This window comes from Arthrobacter sp. U41, from assembly GCF_001750145.1.
Classification (GTDB): Bacteria; Actinomycetota; Actinomycetes; order Actinomycetales; family Micrococcaceae; genus Arthrobacter.
On the sequence record NZ_CP015732.1, the window covers coordinates 3343097 to 3359957 of the forward strand.

Here is a 16861-nt window from a genome sequence, read left to right on the forward strand (position 1 = left end):
GCTTCAGCCTTCCTGGGTCCGGGCGGCGCGGGCACTGGCCTGTCGCAGCACCCGCCGGGTGAGTTCGTCGGCAAGGTGCCGTTTGTAGTCAATCGGGCCGCGCTGGTCGGCCACGGGGTCGCAGGCTGCCGCGGCGAGCCGTCCGGCCTCCACGAAAAGTTCCTCCCGGGGCTGCTGGCCGCGGAGCAGTTCTGCGGTCCCCGGGACGGTGTGGTCGAGCCCGAGGGCGGTGAGTCCAAGGGCGGCGTCGGCGATGGTGCCGTCCTCCGCGAGGGTCACGGATGCGCCGGCGGCGCCGACCGCCCAGTCACCCACCCGGCGCTCGACCTTCTCGTAGGCGCTGCCGGAACGGGGGCGGATCGGGAAGCGCAGCTCACACAGCAGCTCGTCCTGGCCCACCGCCGTCTCATACGGTCCGCGGTGGAAGTCGGCCATCGCCAGGATGCGCTCACCGGCCGGTCCCCGGATCACGGCGTCCGCGCCCAGCACATCGCAGACCGTGGACAGGTCCTCGGCCGGGTCGGCCTGGCAGAGTGATCCGCCGATGGTTCCGCGGTTCCGGACGACCGGGTCGGCGATTACTGCTTCGGCGTCGCGGACGATCGGGAAGAGCGCCGCGATCTCGTCCGATTCCAGGAGTGTCGTGTGCCGTGTCAGCGCCCCGATCCGCAGTTTGTCGCCGTCGCGCAGGATGAAGTCGAGTTCGTAGAGGTCGTTGATATCGATCAGCCACTCGGGCCGGGACAGCCGGAGCTTCATCATCGGCAGGAGGCTGTGGCCCCCGGCGATAACCCGTGACTCCGGGCCGTGGCGCGAGAGGAGTTCCAGGGCGTTGTCCACGGACGTGGCCCGCACATAGTCGAAAGGAGCCGGAATCTGCATAGTCCCCACCTCACCCAGGGCGCTGGCAACGTGGCGCAGCACCGATTTCAGGCCAGTCTTGCCCCGCCTGGTACGGAGTGTCAATATCGTCATAAGCGAAAGGTTATGACGCCGTGTCGATGACATTGAGCCAGCTCCGCACGTTCGCCCTCGTCGCCCGACTGGGCTCACTGCACGCTGCCGCGGAGACCCTGGGTGTCAGCGAGCCCGCGGTTTCCTCCGCCCTGGCCGCGCTCCGGCAGGACCTCGGGGACCCGCTCTTCGTGCGCGCCGCGGGAGGCATTGCGCTGACCCCGGGCGGCAGGGCGCTGGCGGACTATGCCCAGGACATCGTCGGGCTGGCGGACCAGGCCCGCTGGGAGGTCTCCAACGCCAAGAACGACGCCGGCCGGCTGAGGATCGTTTCCACCGCGCCCTTTGCCGAACACGCGGCCGGCCGGCTGCTGGACCTGTTCACCAAGCGTGTCCCCGGCGCTGCGGTGGATGTCGTGGTCGAGTCCGCCGAGGACCTTGCCTCCCTGCTGCAGGAGCGGGCGTACGACATCGCCCTGGGTGCCCGGCCGACGGCGCCGGCGGGTACCGCTGTCATTGGGCTGGGCCTGGAATGCCTTCCGTTCCTGCGCTACCAGCGGGCCCTGGTTGCGGGGGCCGGGCATCCGCTGGCGGGGCTGCACGGACCGGTGTCCGTGGCCCGCCTGCTGGACCGGCCGTGGTTTGCCGGACCGGCAGGGATCCAGGAGAACTCGGAGGAGGGCCGCTGGCTGGCGTCAACCGGGGTGGCGCCGGAGATCATCCGGCTCAGCAGTGAGACGGAAGCCCTGGCGGCGGTGCGGGCGGGGGAGGGCATCATGCTGGCGCTCGGCCACATTGTCCGGGACGAACTCCAGAGCGGGGTCCTCGTCCGGCTGCCCGTCGTGGGGACACCGGTCAGCGGACTGTGGTGGGCGAGCACCCTGGACCACCACCGGACCACCACGATGGCGCAGATGCTGCAGCGCTTCGCCGGCACCGCCGACGCGACCGCCGCGATGGTTGCCCCCGGCGGCTCCCGGGGACTGGAACGCCGCGGATCGAAGTTCCACGTCGCGTTGTGGAGCTGAGACAGGTCCCCCATTGAGATTTCCTGCGCCGGTTTGCCTGTGTCGCATTGCGGAACTCGGGTCCCGGTGCTAACCCTTGTGGGGAACACGATCCACTGACGCACCCTACGAAGAGGAATAACAATGACTTTGACCCCGGATGAAGACAGCTCGCTGCGGCACTGGAGCGCCCGCCTGATCCAGGCATTGCAGATCCTTGATCTGGAGGTGGACCACGAGAAGATCGTCCAGGTCGCGGACGAATCGCTGAAAGCCGTCGGGCCGCACGCGGATGCGATCAGCGCCTTCATCGTCGGGTACGCCGCAGGAACCGCGTCGACCGACGGCCGAAAGAGCACGCAGGAGGCCGTCCACGCTGCGTCCAACAAGGTCCTCGAGCTCTGCGAGGACGGCGAGTCCGGCGGCCCCGACGAAAAGGGCTGGGCCAAGCGGGCCCAGTAGCCGCAGCGCCGATCCACTCAACCCTCCGCGGGACATGCCCTGCCCTCGCGCGGAGGGGTGGACATGGTGGCATTATGTCCAGTGCCTGGGCCCAGGGCGGGACATGTCCGGTGGAGCGCCTAACGGGCCCCGCGGGACATGCCCTCCCGTCGCGCGCAGGGGTGGACATGGTGGCATTATGTCCAGTGCCTGAGCCTAGGGCGGGGCATGTCCCGAAGGGGTCCGCGGGGCGCAGGCCTACTGCGTCCGGGCCGCGCCGGACGCCACGTGTCCCGAACCGTCCGGGGTCTGGTCCTCGCTGGGTTCGAGCCTCACGATCACGGCCTTGGACACGGGGGTGTTGCTGCCCTCGGCCGTGTGGTTCAGCGGCACCAGCACGTTCGCTTCGGGGTAGTAGGCCGCCGCGCAGCCGCGTGCGGTCGGGTAGGAGACCACCCGGAACTTGCGGACCATACGCTCCACGCCGTCCTGGTACTCACCCCGGATATCCACGAACATGCCGTCGGCCAGGCCCAGCTCCGCGATGTCCTCCGGGTTCACGAACACAACGTGGCGGCCCTTCTTGATGCCCCGGTAACGGTCGTTGTGCCCGTAGATAGTGGTGTTGAACTGGTCATGTGAGCGCATGCTCTGCAGGATCAGCGTGCCTTCCGGCTTCTCCACGTGCTCCAGGTCGTTGACGGTCAGCACGGCCTTGCCCGTCGGTGTCGGGAAGGTGCGGGAATCCCGCGGCCCGTTCGCCAGGATAAAGCCGCCCTCGTGCCGGATCCGCTCGTTGTAGTTCTCGCAGCCGCCCACGACCTTCGAGATGTGGTCCCGGATCAGGTCGTAGTTCTTCTCGAAACCGTCCCAGTCGGCCCTGATTTTGTCCCCGACCAGCGCCTTGCCCAGCCGGCTGACGATCGCCGGCTCGGAGAGCAGATGGTGCGAGACCGGTTCAACCTTGCCCCATGACGGGTGGACGGCGCAGACGGTGTCTTCCACCGACACGAACTGCGGGCCGGACTCCTGGATGTCGATTTCGCTCCGGCCCATCGTGGGCAGGATCAGGGCTTCGGCGCCGGTCACGGTGTGGGACCGGTTGAGTTTCGTGGAGATCTGCACCGATAGTTCGGTGTTCTGCATCGCCGCTTCGGTCGCGTTGGTATCCGAGATGGCGCCGACGAAGTTGCCGCCGAGCGCCACAAAGGCCCTGATCCCGCCGTCGCGCATCTTGTTGATGGTCTCCACCGCGTCCACACCGTGTTCGCGGGGAGGATCAAAGCCGAATTCCTCGCCGAGAGAGTCCATGAAGGACTGCGGCATCTGCTCCCAGATGCCCATGGTCCGGTCGCCCTGGACGTTGCTGTGGCCCCGGATGGGGGAGGCGCCGGCGCCGGGCTTGCCGATGTTGCCGCGCAGCAGGAGCAGGTTGATGATCTCCTTGATGGTGGCCACGCCCTTCTTCTGCTGCGTGATGCCCATGGCCCAGGTGATGATGACTTTTTCGGCCTTGAGGTAGCGGGCCGCGAGTTCGTCGATTTCCTCGGTGCGCAGGCCGGTCGCTGTCAGAACCGCGTCCTCGTCCAGGAGGCTGAGGTGCTCCCGGAGCTCCTCCAGCCCCTCGCAGTGCTCGGCGAGGAACGCGTGGTCCAGCACGGTGCCCGGGTTGCGGGTCTCGGCGTCGAGCACGCGCTTGGAGATCGCCTGCAGCAGCGCCATGTCGCCGCCGATGCGGATATGCAGGAACTGGTCCGCGATCTCCGTGCCGCGGCCGACGATGCCCTTGACCTTCTGCGGGTTCTTGTACCGGCGCAGGCCGGTCTCCGGCAGGGGATTGACGGCGACGATCTCACCGCCGTTTTCCTTGCACGCTTCCAGCTCGGTCAGCATGCGCGGGTGGTTGGTGCCCGGGTTCTGGCCCATGACGATGATCAGGTCCGCTTTGGCAAAATCATCAAAGCTGACGGTGGCCTTGCCGATGCCGATGGTCTGGCCCATCGCCCAGCCCGAGGATTCGTGGCACATGTTGGAGCAGTCCGGCAGGTTGTTGGTGCCGTAGCCGCGGACCATCAGCTGGTAGAGGAAGGCGGCCTCATTGGAGGTGCGGCCGCTGGTGTAGAAAGCGGCCTCGTCGGGCGAGTCCAGACTCTTGAGCTTGTCCGCGATGATCCTGATCGCTTCGGGCCAGGTGACGGGCTTGTAGTGGTCCTCGCCGGCCGGCTTGTGGACCGGTTCGGTGAGCCGGCCCTGCATCCCCAGCCAGTATTCGGAGTGGGTCCGCAGTTCGCTGACGGAATGCTCCGCCCAGAAGGCGCGGTCGATCACCACCGGCGTCGCCTCCCACGTGACGGCTTTAGCGCCGTTTTCACAGAACTCGAAAGTCTTGCGGTGGTTTGGATCCGGCCATGCGCAGCTCGGGCAGTCGAAGCCATCCTTCTGGTTCATCGCCAGAACGGTCTTGCGCGTTCGGTTCAAGCCCATGTGTTCGATCGCGGGCTTCATGGAGTGCAGCACACCGGGGATTCCGGCGGCCCAGTCCTTCGGACCGCCTCCGACCTCGAGGTTTTTTTCGTCGTTTTCCTCGACCTGGGGATTCTTGCGGGTCACGTGAACTTCCCTTCTGCAACCACCGCCTGTTCAGGCTGGCGCGTCTCTACTACCAAGCACCCTACCTTTTGGCCTGTATCAGGCCTATCAGTTGGCCCGGAGCGCCGCAAGGGATTTGCCGTCGACGGCGGCGCCCGCGTTCCGTAGCATGTGCGGTACGCGGGGCGGCGGGACCAGAGGAGCAGAGATGAAACTGATGACAGTGGTGTGGACGGCGGGCGCGACCGCCGCAACCGCAGCGGCCGGCGGAATAGCGACGGATCCGGACAGCAGCTGGTACCGGCGGCTGCGCAAACCGGACTGGCAGCCGCCCGCCATCGCCTTTCCCGTGGTCTGGACGGCACTCTATGCCGACCTCGCCGTGAGTCCCGCCGTCGCTGTGGACAGCCAGGATGCCGGGGAAACGCCCGGCCGCGAAACCCGGCGGCAGGAGATTTCCGCGTACAAAATTGCCCTGGCCGCCAACCTCGTCCTCAACGCGAAGTGGAGTTGGCTTTTTTGGCGCGCCCGCCGGCCGTGGCTGGCCGCGGCGGAGTGCGCGGTGCTGGCGGTGAGCAGCGCCGACCTGGTGCGGCGCACGTACCGCCTGAACCGCACTGCCGGAGTGTCCCTTGCCCCCTACGCCCTGTGGTGCGGGTTCGCCACCGTCCTGTCGACGGCCATCGCGCGGCTCAATCCCGGAGCGGGAAGGCGGTAGCCCGCCGGCTCAGCGCCCCGCCACGAGGGTGTCGCGGATCTCGCGGCGCAGGACCTTGCCGATGAGGGAGCGGGGGAGCGAATCGAGCACGACCACCCGGCGCGGCACCTTGTAGGCGGTCAGGTGCTCCCGGGCAAAGGCCAGGAGCGCGTCCGGATCGATAGTGGTGCCCGGGATCGGCACGACGGCGGCGACCACGTCTTCGCCCCCGCCCGGGCGGGGCAGCCCGACCACCGAGACTTCCGTGATGCCCGGGAACGTGGCGAGGACGTCCTCCACCTCGCTGGGCGAGACGTTGAAGCCGCCGGTAATAATCAGTTCCTTGATCCGGTCCCGGATCGTGACGAAGTAGTCATTGTCCACCGAAACGATGTCTCCGGTGCGGAACCAGCCGCCCTCGAGCAGGGCCTCCTCGGTCTCCTCCGGCCGGTTCCAGTAGCCCGAGAACACCTGCGGGCCGCGGATCAGGAGTTCCCCCTCCTCGCCGGGGCCACGGTCCAGCGCCACGTTTTTGGGGTCCACCACCCGGATGTCGGTGAGCGGGAAAGGAACTCCCACGGTTCCCGGCTTGCGGGTGGGGCCAAAGGGGTTTCCGATCGCGATCGGGGAGGTTTCGGTCAGCCCGTAGCCCTCAATCAGGTAGCCGCCGGTCGCTTTCTCCCAGGTGTCCACCGTCGCCGTCGGCAGGTTCATGGCACCGGAGATGGAGAAGCGGATGCTTTCCAGCCCGACGCCGCGTTCCGCCGCCGCGGCGGCGATCCGGTCGTAGATCGGCGGCACGGCCGGCAGGAAGGTCGCCGGTGACTTCTTCAGCGCCTTCAGCACCAGGTCGACGTCGAACTTAGGGAAGAGGACCAGTTTCGCGCCGATGCTCAAGGCGAAGGTCATGCACAGCGTCAGCCCGTAGGCGTGGAACATCGGCAGCACCGCGTACACCGTTTCCCGGCCGTCCTTGAGCCCCGGCACCCAGGCCCGGCCCTGCGCGGCGTTCGCCCCCAGGTTGGCGTGGCTGAGCATGGCGGCCTTGGGCAATCCCGTGGTGCCGGACGTGTACTGAAGGACGGCGAGATCCTGGGCCGAAGGGCGCGGATGTTTCTTCTTCAACTCTCCGGCATCCAGGAGTTCGCGCCACGGCAGCACGGGCCGCAGGGCGGGCGCCGGCCGGCTCTTCGGCTGCGACTTGCCCACCGTCAGGGCAGCGCGTGCCGTCCGGGCCGCGGCAACCGGAAGCCGCAGCGCCAGCCGCTGCAGCAGCGGCATCGCGGGGATCAGTTCCACCGAGACAATACTGCGGAGCCCGACGTCGGCCGGTAGCTGGCGGACCCGCTGCACCGATTTGTCCCAGACGATCGCGACGGCGGCCCCGTGGTCCTCGAACTGGTGGCGCAGCTCCCGGTCCGTGTAAAGGGGATTGTGCTCGACCACGACGGCGCCCAGGCGCAGCACGGCGTGGAAGGCAATGATGTGCTGGGGGCAGTTCGGCATCACCAGGGCGACCCTGTCGCCGGCCTTGACGCCCAGTTTCGCCAGGCCGGCGGCCGCCCGGCTGATCAGGGTGCCGAGCTCACGGTAGCTCGTGCGGGCACCGAAGAATTCCAGGGCGGTCTTCGAGCCGTAGCGGCGCACGGAGCTGTCCATGAGGTCCACGAGCGAACCCTCAGGGAGCACCAGGTCCGCCGGAACACCCGGACCGTAAAACCGGGTCCACGGGCGGTCGCGCCAGGGCTGCGCCTGCTGTGCCGTGCCCGGGGGCGCCGTCCGCAGGAATTTCTTCTTCATCATCAGTCCTTGCCACTGGATTCCGTCGGGTGTCCGCGGGCCAAAAAGCCTGCCGGGAAAATCCTACCGGTGCCGGGGGACCGGCCCGCGCGGACGCGGAGCGTTGTGACCTTTGGCCCTAGGGGCGGGTGCGGCGCGGGCGGAAGCTGGGGATACATCGCCTCACCGGGTCAGCCCTGCCCCTTCGCGTCGATGCAGGTCATGCCATGCGGGAACGGGAGCACCATGAAGCACCAGCAGCCCACCCTCCGTTTCCTCGGAGCAACCGACACCGTCACCGGCTCCAGGTATTTGCTCGAGGCCGGCGGCAAACGGGTGCTGGTCGACTGCGGGCTGTTCCAGGGCTACAAACGCAGCCGTGAACGCAACCGCGTGCCTTTCCCGGTGCGGCCGTCCTCGATCGACGCCGTGGTCCTGACCCACGCGCACCTGGACCACACCGGCTACGTTCCCGCCCTGGTGCGGGACGGCTTCACCGGTCCGGTCATCGCCACCGACGGCACCACGGACCTGTGCAAGCTGATCCTGCCCGACAGCGGCTACCTGCAGGAGGAGGAGGCCCGCTACGCCACCCACCGGCGATCATCCAGTCACAGTCCGGCGCTGCCGCTCTACACCGCGGCGGAGGCGGTCAAGTCCCTCAACAGCTTCAAAATCCACGGTTTCGACGATCCCCTGGACCTTGGCGGGGGGATGGAAATGACGTTCCTGCCCGCCGGCCACATCCTGGGCGCCGCCCAGGTCCATGTGCGGATCGGCTCCCGTTCGGTGCACTTCACCGGGGACCTGGGCCGGACGGACGATCCGCTGATGTACCCGCCCCGTCCGCTGGTGGCGTCCGACATCCTGGTCACGGAATCGACCTACGGGAACCGGATCCACTCCACCGTGGATCCCGAAAAGCAACTGGCGGATATCGTCAACCGGGTCGCGAAGCGCGGCGGCGTCGTGCTCTTCGCCGCGTTCGCCGTCGGCCGGGCCGAAACCCTGATGCTGTACCTGTCCCGCCTGCGCAGCAAGAACCTGATCCCGGACATCCCGGTGTACCTCAACAGCCCGATGGCCATAGATGCATCCGACATGTACCAGCGGCACCCCGAGGAACACCGGCTCAAGGAGCAGGAGTACCTGAACATGTACAAAGTGGCAAAACTCACCCGATCCGTTGACGAATCCAAGCTGCTGAATCTCCGCGGCGGTCCGATGATCATCATCTCCGCCAGCGGAATGCTCACCGGCGGAAGGATCCTGCACCACCTGGCCGCCTACGGGCCGGATCCGAAGAACGCCGTGATACTCAGCGGCTACCAGGCCGGCGGCACCCGGGGCGCCACCCTGGCGGCCGGCGATCGCGAGCTCCGGATCTACGGCGAAGACGTCAAGGTCCGGGCCGAGGTGATCCAGATGGAAAGCCTGTCGGCGCATGCGGACGCCGACGGAATCATCGCCTGGATGAGAACCGCGCAACGGGAACCCCGGATGACCTACATCACGCACGGCGAACCCGACGCGTCGGATGCCCTGCGCATCAGGATCAAGCGTGAGCTCGGCTGGCGCGCGCGGGTTCCCGAACATCTTGAACAGATCTCTATTGAGGAGCCCCGATGACTTCCGGTGTCGCCAAATCCTCCGTCCTGGCCGAAATCCACTCACTGGCCCGGCCGCTGAAGACTGACCGGGACCTCAACGGGCTGGTCCGCCGCGCGGCGGACTGCCGCTTCGTCGCGATCGGCGAAGCCTCCCACGGCACCCACGAGTTCTACACCTGGCGGGACACCCTCAGCAGGCGCCTGATCGAAGAGGAAGGCTACAACTGGATCGGGGTGGAGGGCGACTGGCCCGATTGCTGGCGGATCAACCGCTGGGTGCGGGGCGAAGCCGGGCAGGACCAGGGCGTCCACGCGCTGCTCGGCGGTTTTGAACGCTGGCCCACGTGGATGTGGGCGAACGAGGAAATTGCCGCGTTCCTGGACTGGCTCCGCGGCTGGAATCTCAGCCGGCCGATCAGCCAGCGGGTCGGTTTCTATGGGCTGGACGTGTACTCGCTGTGGGATTCGCTCCGGGAGATCATCGGCTGGCTCGAGGACAACGTTCCAGACGCCGTCCCGGCCGCCATGCGCGCCTGGCAGTGCTTCCTGCCGCACCACGAGGACCCGCACAAGTACGCCTGGAGCACGCGGCTGGTCCCGCAGTCCTGCGAGGCTGACGTCATTGCACTCCTCACCGAGGTCAGGAACCGGGTGTCCAGCCCGGGAGACCACGGCGAGGGCGCCTTCGACGCGGTGCAGAACGCCGAGGTGGCAGCGAACGCCGAGCACTACTACCGCATCATGGTCCGTGGCGACCGCCAGTCCTGGAACATCCGGGACCACCACATGGCCGACACCATCGACCGGCTCAGCAAGCACCTGGGCCCCGGATCCAAAGGCCTCATCTGGGAGCACAACACCCATGTGGGGGACGCCCGGGCGACCGACATGGCCCAGGACGGACTCGTCAACGTGGGCCAGCTCCTGCGCGAAAGGCATGCCGCGGACGGTGTGATGCTGGTGGGTCTCGCCTCCCACCGCGGCGAGGTGATCGCCGCGGACGCCTGGGGGAACCCGGAGCGGATCCTGCCGGTTCCGCCGGCGCGCCCGGGAAGCCACGAGGACTTCCTGCACGAGGCCCTGGGGGTGCCGTCGGTGCTGGAGTTCGGCGAGGACAGGTCCGGTCCGTGGCTATCCACCTGGCTTGGCCACCGGGCGATCGGTGTCGTCTACCACCCGGAGCGCGAGCTCGGCAACTACGTCCCGACCCGGATGGGCGAGCGCTACGACGCGCTGATCTGGTTCGAGCACACGGCAGCGCTGCGCCCGGTCCATCATGAAGGACCGCCCCGGGAGCCGGAATTCGAGACCGAACCGACCGGCTTCTAGTCCGCTGTCCCCGCAGGGACGCCGGCCGGCCGCACGTGCAGCAGGCGGGCCATCACCAGGCCGCTGATCAGGGCGGCGGTGGCAGCCATGAGGATCCCGGCGCCCGTCCCGATGCCGAGCGCCACCGCCGGGGGCTGGCCGGCTTCCCAGAGCGGCGGTGCCACTGCGAAAAAGACCGCAAGTCCGCCGCACCAGGCGGCGGCGCTGCCGGGGATCCACCAGCCGCTGCGGGGGATGTGCCGCCGCAGTTCCGGCCATTGTGCGAGGCCCAGCGAACAGAGCAGGAGCAGCGCGGCGGCTACGCCGGCCAGGAACTGGACGGCGGCCGGCCACGCAAGCCACACCTCGGCGTACTGTCCGGCGGACATCCCGATCAGCCAGGCGACGGGCGCCGCCACGGCCGTCCGGACCGTCCAGCCCGGAACCGAGAGGCCCGGCAGGCGGCGTTTCAGCACCCGTGCCTGCGCGAAACCCAGGACAGCGCCCTCCACCACTCCCGCGGCGCCCAGTGACACCAGCGACAGCTCGGGATGGGGCAGCGCCACGGCCACCCCGACGGCGGCCGGAGCAAGGAATCCGATACTTTCCGCCAGCGTCACCAACAGCCACCAGCGCAGCAGGAAGCCGGTGCGGTGGATTCCGGGCGCCTGCTGTTCAGGCACGGGACCGCGCGACGCCGGCAGGCGGGGTGGTTCCGGCAGCCGGCAGCCCTGGACCGGCGGCGAGGATCCGCACCGCGCTGAGAGTCACGAATTCGTTCGGCCCGGTCCTGCCCCAGTCCGTCACGTCGCTCTGGCTCTTGGCCCCCGGCGGGTACCACCAGGCACCCTCGACCGGCCAGCGTCCGTCCGGCAGCATCTTGCCCCGCAGCAGCCCGGCGGCTTCACCGGCCCGGGGATCTGCGGTCAGCCCCATCCGGGACAGGAGCAGCAGGGCCGGAAGGATGCCGTAGTGCCAGAACTCCGGATACCGGAGCTTGAGCCAGCGAGGGTCGATCGGACGCCCCGTCGAGGAGGATTTGAAGAGCCGGTGTGCCAGCAGGAGCTCTGCCGCCCGTTCCGCGGCGGCCCGGGCCGCGGGATCGCCGCCGGCCATCCAGTACGCGTGGAGTCCCTTGGCCGCGGGCAGCGTCTCATGGAAGGAGGACCGGCGGCCGCTCGCCTCGACGTCGCAGTTCCAGCCGCCGTCGGGCCACTGCCAGCGGACCAAGTCACGGGCCAGTTGGGACACCCGGGGATCTGCTGCCATCCCCAGCCGGCTGCAAACGTACAGGGCGTTGCCTTCCTGCGATGCGCAGCGGCGGGTGAGTCCGCCGATGCTGCGGATCTGGCTCCGGTGCTGGTCGCTGTGCAGCCATTCGAGCACCGTATCGGCGGCTCCCGGCAGGGACGGGGCGTCCGCTGCCGTCACGCCGAGGTCAACGAGCGAGACGAGCCGCCAGTGCGCACCGGTCCATTTCCGGTACGGGTGAACACCGAAGCTGCCGTCGGCCTGTTGGCCGGACAGCAGCGAGGAGACGATCCTCCCGTTAGCAACGGAGCCTTCGGACCAGGGAATGCCGAGGAATTCCAGCTGCGCCGCGCGGCGCACGGCAGGTTCCTCGGACGCCGCCAGCCATGCAATGGCGGGCAGCAACGCGTCCTGCTCCATGGCTCGACGCTACGCGCGGGGGCACAGGGCAGTGAGGGGCTTAAGGCCCTAACCGGTACCAGCCCCGGCGCGCACACTGAAGAGTCAGCGGACTCGTGGCGCTGCCGCCCGGTTCATGCGATGCAGAAATGACCGCGCCATGGAAAAGAGCAGGATTCAGAATGAATAAACCAATTGTCGTCGGTATCAACGGATCAGACGGAAGCGAGGCCGCACTGGCCTGGGCGACTGAACGGGCGGCGCGGGACAAGCTTCCGGTAACCGTCATTCACGCCGTGGACGACCGCTGGATGTCTCCGGATTTCGAGTACCACGATCTCATCAGGCAGTCGGCCATGGAACTGCTCCAGAAGGCACAGGCCAGCGCCGCCGAGCAGGCCCCCGGCGTGAAGGTGGATATCCAGCTCCGTCACGGCAGCATCGGTTCGGTTCTGCGGGAGGTGTCCAAGGAAGCATCCATGGTGGTTGTCGGCGAGCATGACAAGCACTGGTTGGACGGCGGTCCGATGACGGACCGGGCCCTGCAGGTCGTCTCCGCCGCGGAAATTGCCGCAGCCGTGATTCCGGTCAAGCGCGGGTCCGGGAACAGCGGCGTCGTGGTCGGTGTGGACGGCTCGGAAGAGTCCCTGCAGGCCGTTAATATTGCCGCTGCGGAAGCAGACCGGGGCGGCGACGAGTTGACCGTGGTGCTCGCCTTCCGCCGGCCGGCCCGCTGGATCGAAAACCAGTTGCCGAAAAGCGGGCTGGCGGAATCGATCCTCGAGGAGGACCGGATTGTCCTGGCTGAGTCGGTGGCCGGGCTGGCTGACAAATACCCGGACCTCGTCGTCCACAAGCGGCTGGAGACCGACACCGACCCTGCCAAGGCTCTGGTCGAAGCCGCCAAGGACGCCCGGCTCCTCGTAATCGGCAGCCGCGGCCGTGGCGGGTTCTCCAGGATGGTCCTCGGCTCCACGGCCCACGCCGTCCTGCTGCACCTGCCCTGCCCGACCATCGTCACCCGGCTGCACAAGGTCAAGCACGAGGACTGAGCGCCGGAACAGCAGACATGAGGAAAGCCCCCTCGATTGAGGGGGCTCTCCTTGTCATTGGTGGATCTGGCGCTGCGGCTCAGATCCATTTCGGTGCGGTCGGAACCGCCGCGGGCGAAGCTGCGGCGTCGACGGCGGTCACGCCGTCCTTGCCGCGGCCGGCCGCCCATTCGACAATGCCCGCCAGCGGGCCGGAGACGACCGTTGCTGACTCGGCCGCGGTGTCCCCGACTGTCAGGTCGCGGTCAGTCACCCTGACCACGAGACCCGCGTCGGTGCCCCGGGTCTTCCAGGCGCCGGTGATGTCCTTGAGCAGCCGGTCCAGCACGGGAACCGGGATGTCCTGGAAGCGGGCGCCATTGTCGAGGTCGACGGCGTGCATCCAGACTTCGCGGCTGCGCATCCAGACGGTTTCGGTTGCCGGGACCTCGCGGCCTTGGACGGTCCGCACTTTGTGGTGCCAGGCGTCCTCGGGCAGGTCCCGCCATTCGACGTTCAGGTGCACGGCGGAGTGGTCGAAGAGGTGCCGCAGTGCGATCGGGCTCAGCGTGGCGCCGAAGTTGATCTCGTGGTCACGGACGTCGGTGGAGGCGTACATCGGGGTTTCCACCCCGGTGGCCGCCCACTCGATGAGCCGGGCGATGGCCCGGGCGTTGTAGCCGATGTGTGCCGTGATGTGGCGGCGGGTCCAGCCCGGCAGCAGCGTATCTCCGTCGAGCTCCGCGTCGGAGAGTTCGTTGAGCTTGCGGGCGAAGAACGCCGTGCCCCGGCGCGCCTGCAGCAGTGCCGCTAGCAGCTCCGGGTCCGTCGTCTGGTCGTGGCGGGCAACCATCAGGCTTCCTTGATGACGCGGTTCTTCAGTTCTCCGAGGCCCTCGATGGTGGTGACCAGGAGCTGGCCTTCCTGCAGGTAGCGCTTCGGATCCTGGGCATGGCCGACGCCGCCGGGGGTGCCGGTGGCGATGACGTCGCCGGGGTTCAGCGTGATGATGGTGGAGATGTAGGAGACCAGGAACTCCGGGGTGAAGACGACGTCGTTGGTGGGCGTCTGCTGCTGGATTTCGCCGTCGACCGCGGTGGTCATCAGGCCGCCGCTGAACTCGTCCTTGGTGACCAGGGCGGGGCCGAACGGGGTGGACTTCTCCCAGGTCTTGCCCTGCAGCCACTGGATGGTGCGGAACTGGTAGTCGCGCATGGACACGTCGTTCAGGACGGCGTAGCCGGCAATGTGGTCCGCGGCGTCTGCTTCGGAAATCCGGCGGCCCTTCTTGCCGATCACGACGGCGAGCTCGGATTCCCAGTCGACCGTGGACGATTCCTGCGGGAGGGCCAGGTCATCGTTCGGGCCGATCAGGGATTCCTGGTACTTGGCGAACAGGGTCGGGAACTCGGGGACTTCCCGGCCCATTTCCTTGATGTGGTTGCGGTAGTTGTGGCCCACGCAGATGATCTTGCCCGGGGAGGGGACAACGGCGTCGAGGTCCGCGCCCTCGAGGGGGTGCTTGGCGCCGTTGGCGGCCTTTGCGGTGGCTTCCCAGTCCGGGGAGCGCAGCAGCTCTCCGACGTCGGCGAAGCCGTCGATCTCGGTCAGGGTGTCGCCGTCCTGGCGGACAGCCTTGGTACCGGCCTCTGTGCGGAGGGTGAGGAGTCTCATTTGTTGTTGCGTCCTTCGATGTAGGTGCGGTTGAAGTTCAGCCGTTCGAAAATGGGGGCGTCGCTGAAGCGGAAGAGATCAAACGAAGTTTGAGAGCCGGTCTCCGCCTGCAGCGACCAGGCTGCCCAGGACGGGACGACGAACAGGTCGCCCTTCTCCAGGGTCCGGGTTTCGCCGTTGAGGACCACGGAGCCGGTCCCTTCGAAGACCTGCCAGACGCTGGAGCCGACCTCATGGACGGTCCCGGTGGAGGCGCCGGCGCGGAGGCGGTGGAATTCGGCCCGGATGGTCGGCATCACGTCCCCGCCGGTGGTGGGGTTGGTGTAGCGGACCGCGGCGTGGCCCTGGGACACGGTGGCCGGGTGGCCCTCGTCCTCGAGCAGCAGCTGCTCGCGCAGGGCCCGGTCCGTGTACTCCCAGCGGTAGGCGGCGATCGGGGAGCTCGTGGTGTCGTCCAGGCCGGAGAGCGGGCGCAGCCCCGGGTGGGCCCAGAGCCGCTCGGAGCGGGAGATGTCCGGGGTGGCCTCGTCGGTGACGCGCTCGGTGCCGAACTCAAAGAAGCCGGCGTCGGCGTAGTGCACGAACGGGATGTCCAGGCCGTCGATCCAGGCCATCGGCTCATCGGTGTCGTTGTGGTGGCCGTGGAAGTTCCAGCCCGGAGTCAGCAGGAAATCGCCGCGGGACATCCGGACCGGGTCCCCGTTCACGACCGTCCAGACGCCCTCGCCCTCGACGACGAAGCGGAACGCGTTCTGCGAGTGGCGGTGCTCCGGCGCGGTCTCGCGGGCGCCGAGGTACTGGATCGCTGCCCACAGCGTCGGAGTGGCGTACGGGGTCCCGGCCAGGCCCGGGTTGGCCAGGGCGATGGCGCGGCGTTCCCCGCCCCGGCCCACCGGGACCAGGTCCCCGGCGCGGGCGGCCAGCGGGTACAGGTCGCTCCACCGCCAGACGTGGGGCACCGCCTTGGGGGTCGGGACCATCGGCATCAGGTCCGCGATCTCGGTCCAGAGCGGGATCAGGTTCTCCCGGTCAAAATCGCGGTACAGCTCTTTCAGCTGGGCAGCCTCTTCGGGCGTCGGCTCCGGAGCAGTGTGCGCTGCGGCAACTGACTCATGAGTCGTGTTCTCGGCGCTGATGGACACGTGGGCCTCCTCGGTAGGGCAGAACAGTTTTTTGGCGTAGCCCAACTCTACGGATCCGCCCATGTGACCCCCAACATATTCTGCTGGTCAGAATTATGCGGCCCCAGCTTGCGGGCTGCTAGTCCGGCTCGGCCGGATTGGCCGCGATGTCGATCTCCAGCTGCCGGCAGCTGTCCCGCAGCAGGGGGACAAGCCCGGCGTCGAAGACCCTGCGGAAGCGGGTCGCCGGGGTGGCGACGCTGAGCGCCCCGACGACGTGCCCGTGCCGGTTGTGCAGGGCGATCCCCAGGGCGCTCACACCGTCCTCCGTTCCTTCGAAGTTGGCCGCGAAGCCGTTGCTGCGGACGGACTCCAGCTCGCGCAGGAACGCCGGGTATTCACCGTCCGGGATGGTGTCGCCCCCGATTTCGGCGTTGTGGCTGCGGAAGAGCTGGGCAATCATCTGGGGCTCGAGTTCGGCCAGCATGGCCTTGCCCCCCGAGGTTTTGTTGGCCGGCATGACCGTTCCCTGCCGGTCACCCACCCGCAACACATTGTTTCCTTCCACCGTGGCGAGGAAACGGACTTTTGTGCCTACCCGCACCATAAGGTTCACTGTTTCGTTGAGTTGCGCGGAGAGCAGCTCCATGTGGGGCTGGGCAAGGGAGCGGAGCAGCCGGGTCCAGCTCAGCCCGGCCGGCCCGACACCCATTGCCGGGCCCGGCAGATAGCGGCGGGTTTCATCCTGGACGGCGAATCCCCGGTAGACGAGCATTGCCAACAGGCGGTGGGCTGTGGACGGGGCAACCCCCAGCTCGGCGGCAGCGTCCTTGAGCCGCAGCGCCCCGCCGTCGCGCAGCAGCTGGAGGAGCTGCAGGGCGTTGTCCACGGCCTCAACGGAGTAGCTCGGGCGTTTCTGCACTGGCTTCCGCGGCTTGGTGGACCCTGGCTTGTAGGTTGGTTCGTTCTGCACATCAGAATTGTATTGTGGTTCATCTGC

15 protein-coding genes are annotated in these 16861 nt (G+C 68.0%); 6 read left to right on the plus strand and 9 right to left on the minus strand.

The genetic code is table 11. The annotated features are described in order from the left end of the window. Nucleotides 1–3: 3 nt before the first annotated feature. Entirely contained in the window at nucleotides 4–882 is an 879-nt protein-coding gene (locus ASPU41_RS15250; RefSeq protein ID WP_069952737.1) for an FAD binding domain-containing protein, read from the minus strand. A gap of 119 nt (nucleotides 883–1001) precedes the next feature. Here ASPU41_RS15250 and ASPU41_RS15255 point away from each other — a divergent pair, with 119 nt between their 5' ends. Continuing rightward, entirely contained in the window at nucleotides 1002–1982 is a 981-nt protein-coding gene (locus ASPU41_RS15255) for a LysR family transcriptional regulator (protein ID WP_069951622.1), read from the plus strand. A gap of 123 nt (nucleotides 1983–2105) precedes the next feature. Then, entirely contained in the window at nucleotides 2106–2423 is a 318-nt protein-coding gene (locus ASPU41_RS15260; protein ID WP_069951623.1) for a DUF6457 domain-containing protein, read from the plus strand. A 237-nt stretch (nucleotides 2424–2660) separates the two neighbouring features. Here ASPU41_RS15260 and ASPU41_RS15265 read toward each other — a convergent pair whose 3' ends face one another. Then, nucleotides 2661–5012, minus strand: coding sequence for an FdhF/YdeP family oxidoreductase (locus ASPU41_RS15265; protein ID WP_069951624.1), 2352 nt, complete (start codon nucleotides 5010–5012; stop codon nucleotides 2661–2663). 187 nt (nucleotides 5013–5199) lie between these two features. Here ASPU41_RS15265 and ASPU41_RS15270 point away from each other — a divergent pair, with 187 nt between their 5' ends. After that, nucleotides 5200–5709, plus strand: coding sequence for a TspO/MBR family protein (locus ASPU41_RS15270; RefSeq protein WP_069951625.1), 510 nt, complete (start codon nucleotides 5200–5202; stop codon nucleotides 5707–5709). A gap of 9 nt (nucleotides 5710–5718) precedes the next feature. Here the strand turns inward: ASPU41_RS15270 and ASPU41_RS15275 are convergent, their stop codons facing one another. Continuing rightward, the gene (locus ASPU41_RS15275; RefSeq protein WP_442856201.1) at nucleotides 5719–7491 is read right to left on the minus strand and encodes a long-chain-fatty-acid--CoA ligase; all 1773 of its coding nucleotides are present in this window, start codon (nucleotides 7489–7491) and stop codon (nucleotides 5719–5721) included. A gap of 222 nt (nucleotides 7492–7713) precedes the next feature. Here ASPU41_RS15275 and ASPU41_RS15280 point away from each other — a divergent pair, with 222 nt between their 5' ends. Further along, nucleotides 7714–9096: an MBL fold metallo-hydrolase RNA specificity domain-containing protein gene (locus ASPU41_RS15280; protein WP_069951626.1), complete on the plus strand. Its 1383-nt coding sequence runs from the start codon at nucleotides 7714–7716 to the stop codon at nucleotides 9094–9096. Further along, nucleotides 9093–10406: an erythromycin esterase family protein gene (locus tag ASPU41_RS15285; protein WP_069951627.1), complete on the plus strand. Its 1314-nt coding sequence runs from the start codon at nucleotides 9093–9095 to the stop codon at nucleotides 10404–10406. Before ASPU41_RS15280 ends, ASPU41_RS15285 begins: the two co-directional genes overlap by 4 nt. Here ASPU41_RS15285 and ASPU41_RS15290 read toward each other — a convergent pair. Continuing rightward, nucleotides 10403–11068, minus strand: coding sequence for a hypothetical protein (locus ASPU41_RS15290; RefSeq protein WP_197515678.1), 666 nt, complete (start codon nucleotides 11066–11068; stop codon nucleotides 10403–10405). The two genes, ASPU41_RS15285 and ASPU41_RS15290, sit on opposite strands and share 4 nt — an antisense overlap. Then, entirely contained in the window at nucleotides 11061–12056 is a 996-nt protein-coding gene (locus ASPU41_RS15295) for a hypothetical protein (RefSeq protein WP_069951628.1), read from the minus strand. Before ASPU41_RS15295 ends, ASPU41_RS15290 begins: the two co-directional genes overlap by 8 nt. A gap of 161 nt (nucleotides 12057–12217) precedes the next feature. Between ASPU41_RS15295 and ASPU41_RS15300 the strand changes: the two genes are divergently transcribed. Continuing rightward, on the plus strand, nucleotides 12218–13087 hold the full coding sequence (locus ASPU41_RS15300; RefSeq protein ID WP_069951629.1) for a universal stress protein: 870 nt from the start codon (nucleotides 12218–12220) through the stop codon (nucleotides 13085–13087). Between the two features lie 79 nt (nucleotides 13088–13166). On the opposite strand, the gene ASPU41_RS15305 is transcribed toward ASPU41_RS15300, so the two are convergent. The 4 genes from ASPU41_RS15305 to ASPU41_RS15320 form a co-directional block, all read right to left on the minus strand. Further along, nucleotides 13167–13919: a maleylpyruvate isomerase family mycothiol-dependent enzyme gene (locus ASPU41_RS15305; RefSeq protein WP_069951630.1), complete on the minus strand. Its 753-nt coding sequence runs from the start codon at nucleotides 13917–13919 to the stop codon at nucleotides 13167–13169. Next, the gene (locus ASPU41_RS15310; protein WP_069951631.1) at nucleotides 13919–14740 is read right to left on the minus strand and encodes a fumarylacetoacetate hydrolase family protein; all 822 of its coding nucleotides are present in this window, start codon (nucleotides 14738–14740) and stop codon (nucleotides 13919–13921) included. The genes ASPU41_RS15305 and ASPU41_RS15310 overlap by 1 nt, the downstream gene beginning before the upstream one ends. Next, nucleotides 14737–15882 carry a cupin domain-containing protein gene (locus ASPU41_RS15315; protein WP_069952740.1) on the minus strand — a complete coding sequence of 382 codons (1146 nt, stop codon included), beginning with the start codon at nucleotides 15880–15882 and terminating at the stop codon, nucleotides 14737–14739. The genes ASPU41_RS15310 and ASPU41_RS15315 overlap by 4 nt, the downstream gene beginning before the upstream one ends. A 118-nt stretch (nucleotides 15883–16000) precedes the next feature. Next, nucleotides 16001–16834 (minus strand): IclR family transcriptional regulator, encoded by an 834-nt coding sequence (locus tag ASPU41_RS15320; protein ID WP_069951632.1) that lies wholly within the window; start codon nucleotides 16832–16834, stop codon nucleotides 16001–16003. Nucleotides 16835–16861 lie beyond the last annotated feature (27 nt).

Coding starts and splice junctions, on each gene's coding strand:
- ASPU41_RS15250 (WP_069952737.1), bottom strand. CDS start 882: ATGCAGATTCCGGCTCCTTTCGACTATGTGCGGGCCACGTCCGTGGAC.
- ASPU41_RS15255 (WP_069951622.1), top strand. CDS start 1,002: ATGACATTGAGCCAGCTCCGCACGTTCGCCCTCGTCGCCCGACTGGGC.
- ASPU41_RS15260 (WP_069951623.1), top strand. CDS start 2,106: ATGACTTTGACCCCGGATGAAGACAGCTCGCTGCGGCACTGGAGCGCC.
- ASPU41_RS15270 (WP_069951625.1), top strand. CDS start 5,200: ATGAAACTGATGACAGTGGTGTGGACGGCGGGCGCGACCGCCGCAACC.
- ASPU41_RS15275 (WP_442856201.1), bottom strand. CDS start 7,491: ATGATGAAGAAGAAATTCCTGCGGACGGCGCCCCCGGGCACGGCACAG.
- ASPU41_RS15280 (WP_069951626.1), top strand. CDS start 7,714: ATGAAGCACCAGCAGCCCACCCTCCGTTTCCTCGGAGCAACCGACACC.
- ASPU41_RS15285 (WP_069951627.1), top strand. CDS start 9,093: ATGACTTCCGGTGTCGCCAAATCCTCCGTCCTGGCCGAAATCCACTCA.
- ASPU41_RS15295 (WP_069951628.1), bottom strand. CDS start 12,056: ATGGAGCAGGACGCGTTGCTGCCCGCCATTGCATGGCTGGCGGCGTCC.
- ASPU41_RS15300 (WP_069951629.1), top strand. CDS start 12,218: ATGAATAAACCAATTGTCGTCGGTATCAACGGATCAGACGGAAGCGAG.
- ASPU41_RS15305 (WP_069951630.1), bottom strand. CDS start 13,919: ATGGTTGCCCGCCACGACCAGACGACGGACCCGGAGCTGCTAGCGGCA.
- ASPU41_RS15310 (WP_069951631.1), bottom strand. CDS start 14,740: ATGAGACTCCTCACCCTCCGCACAGAGGCCGGTACCAAGGCTGTCCGC.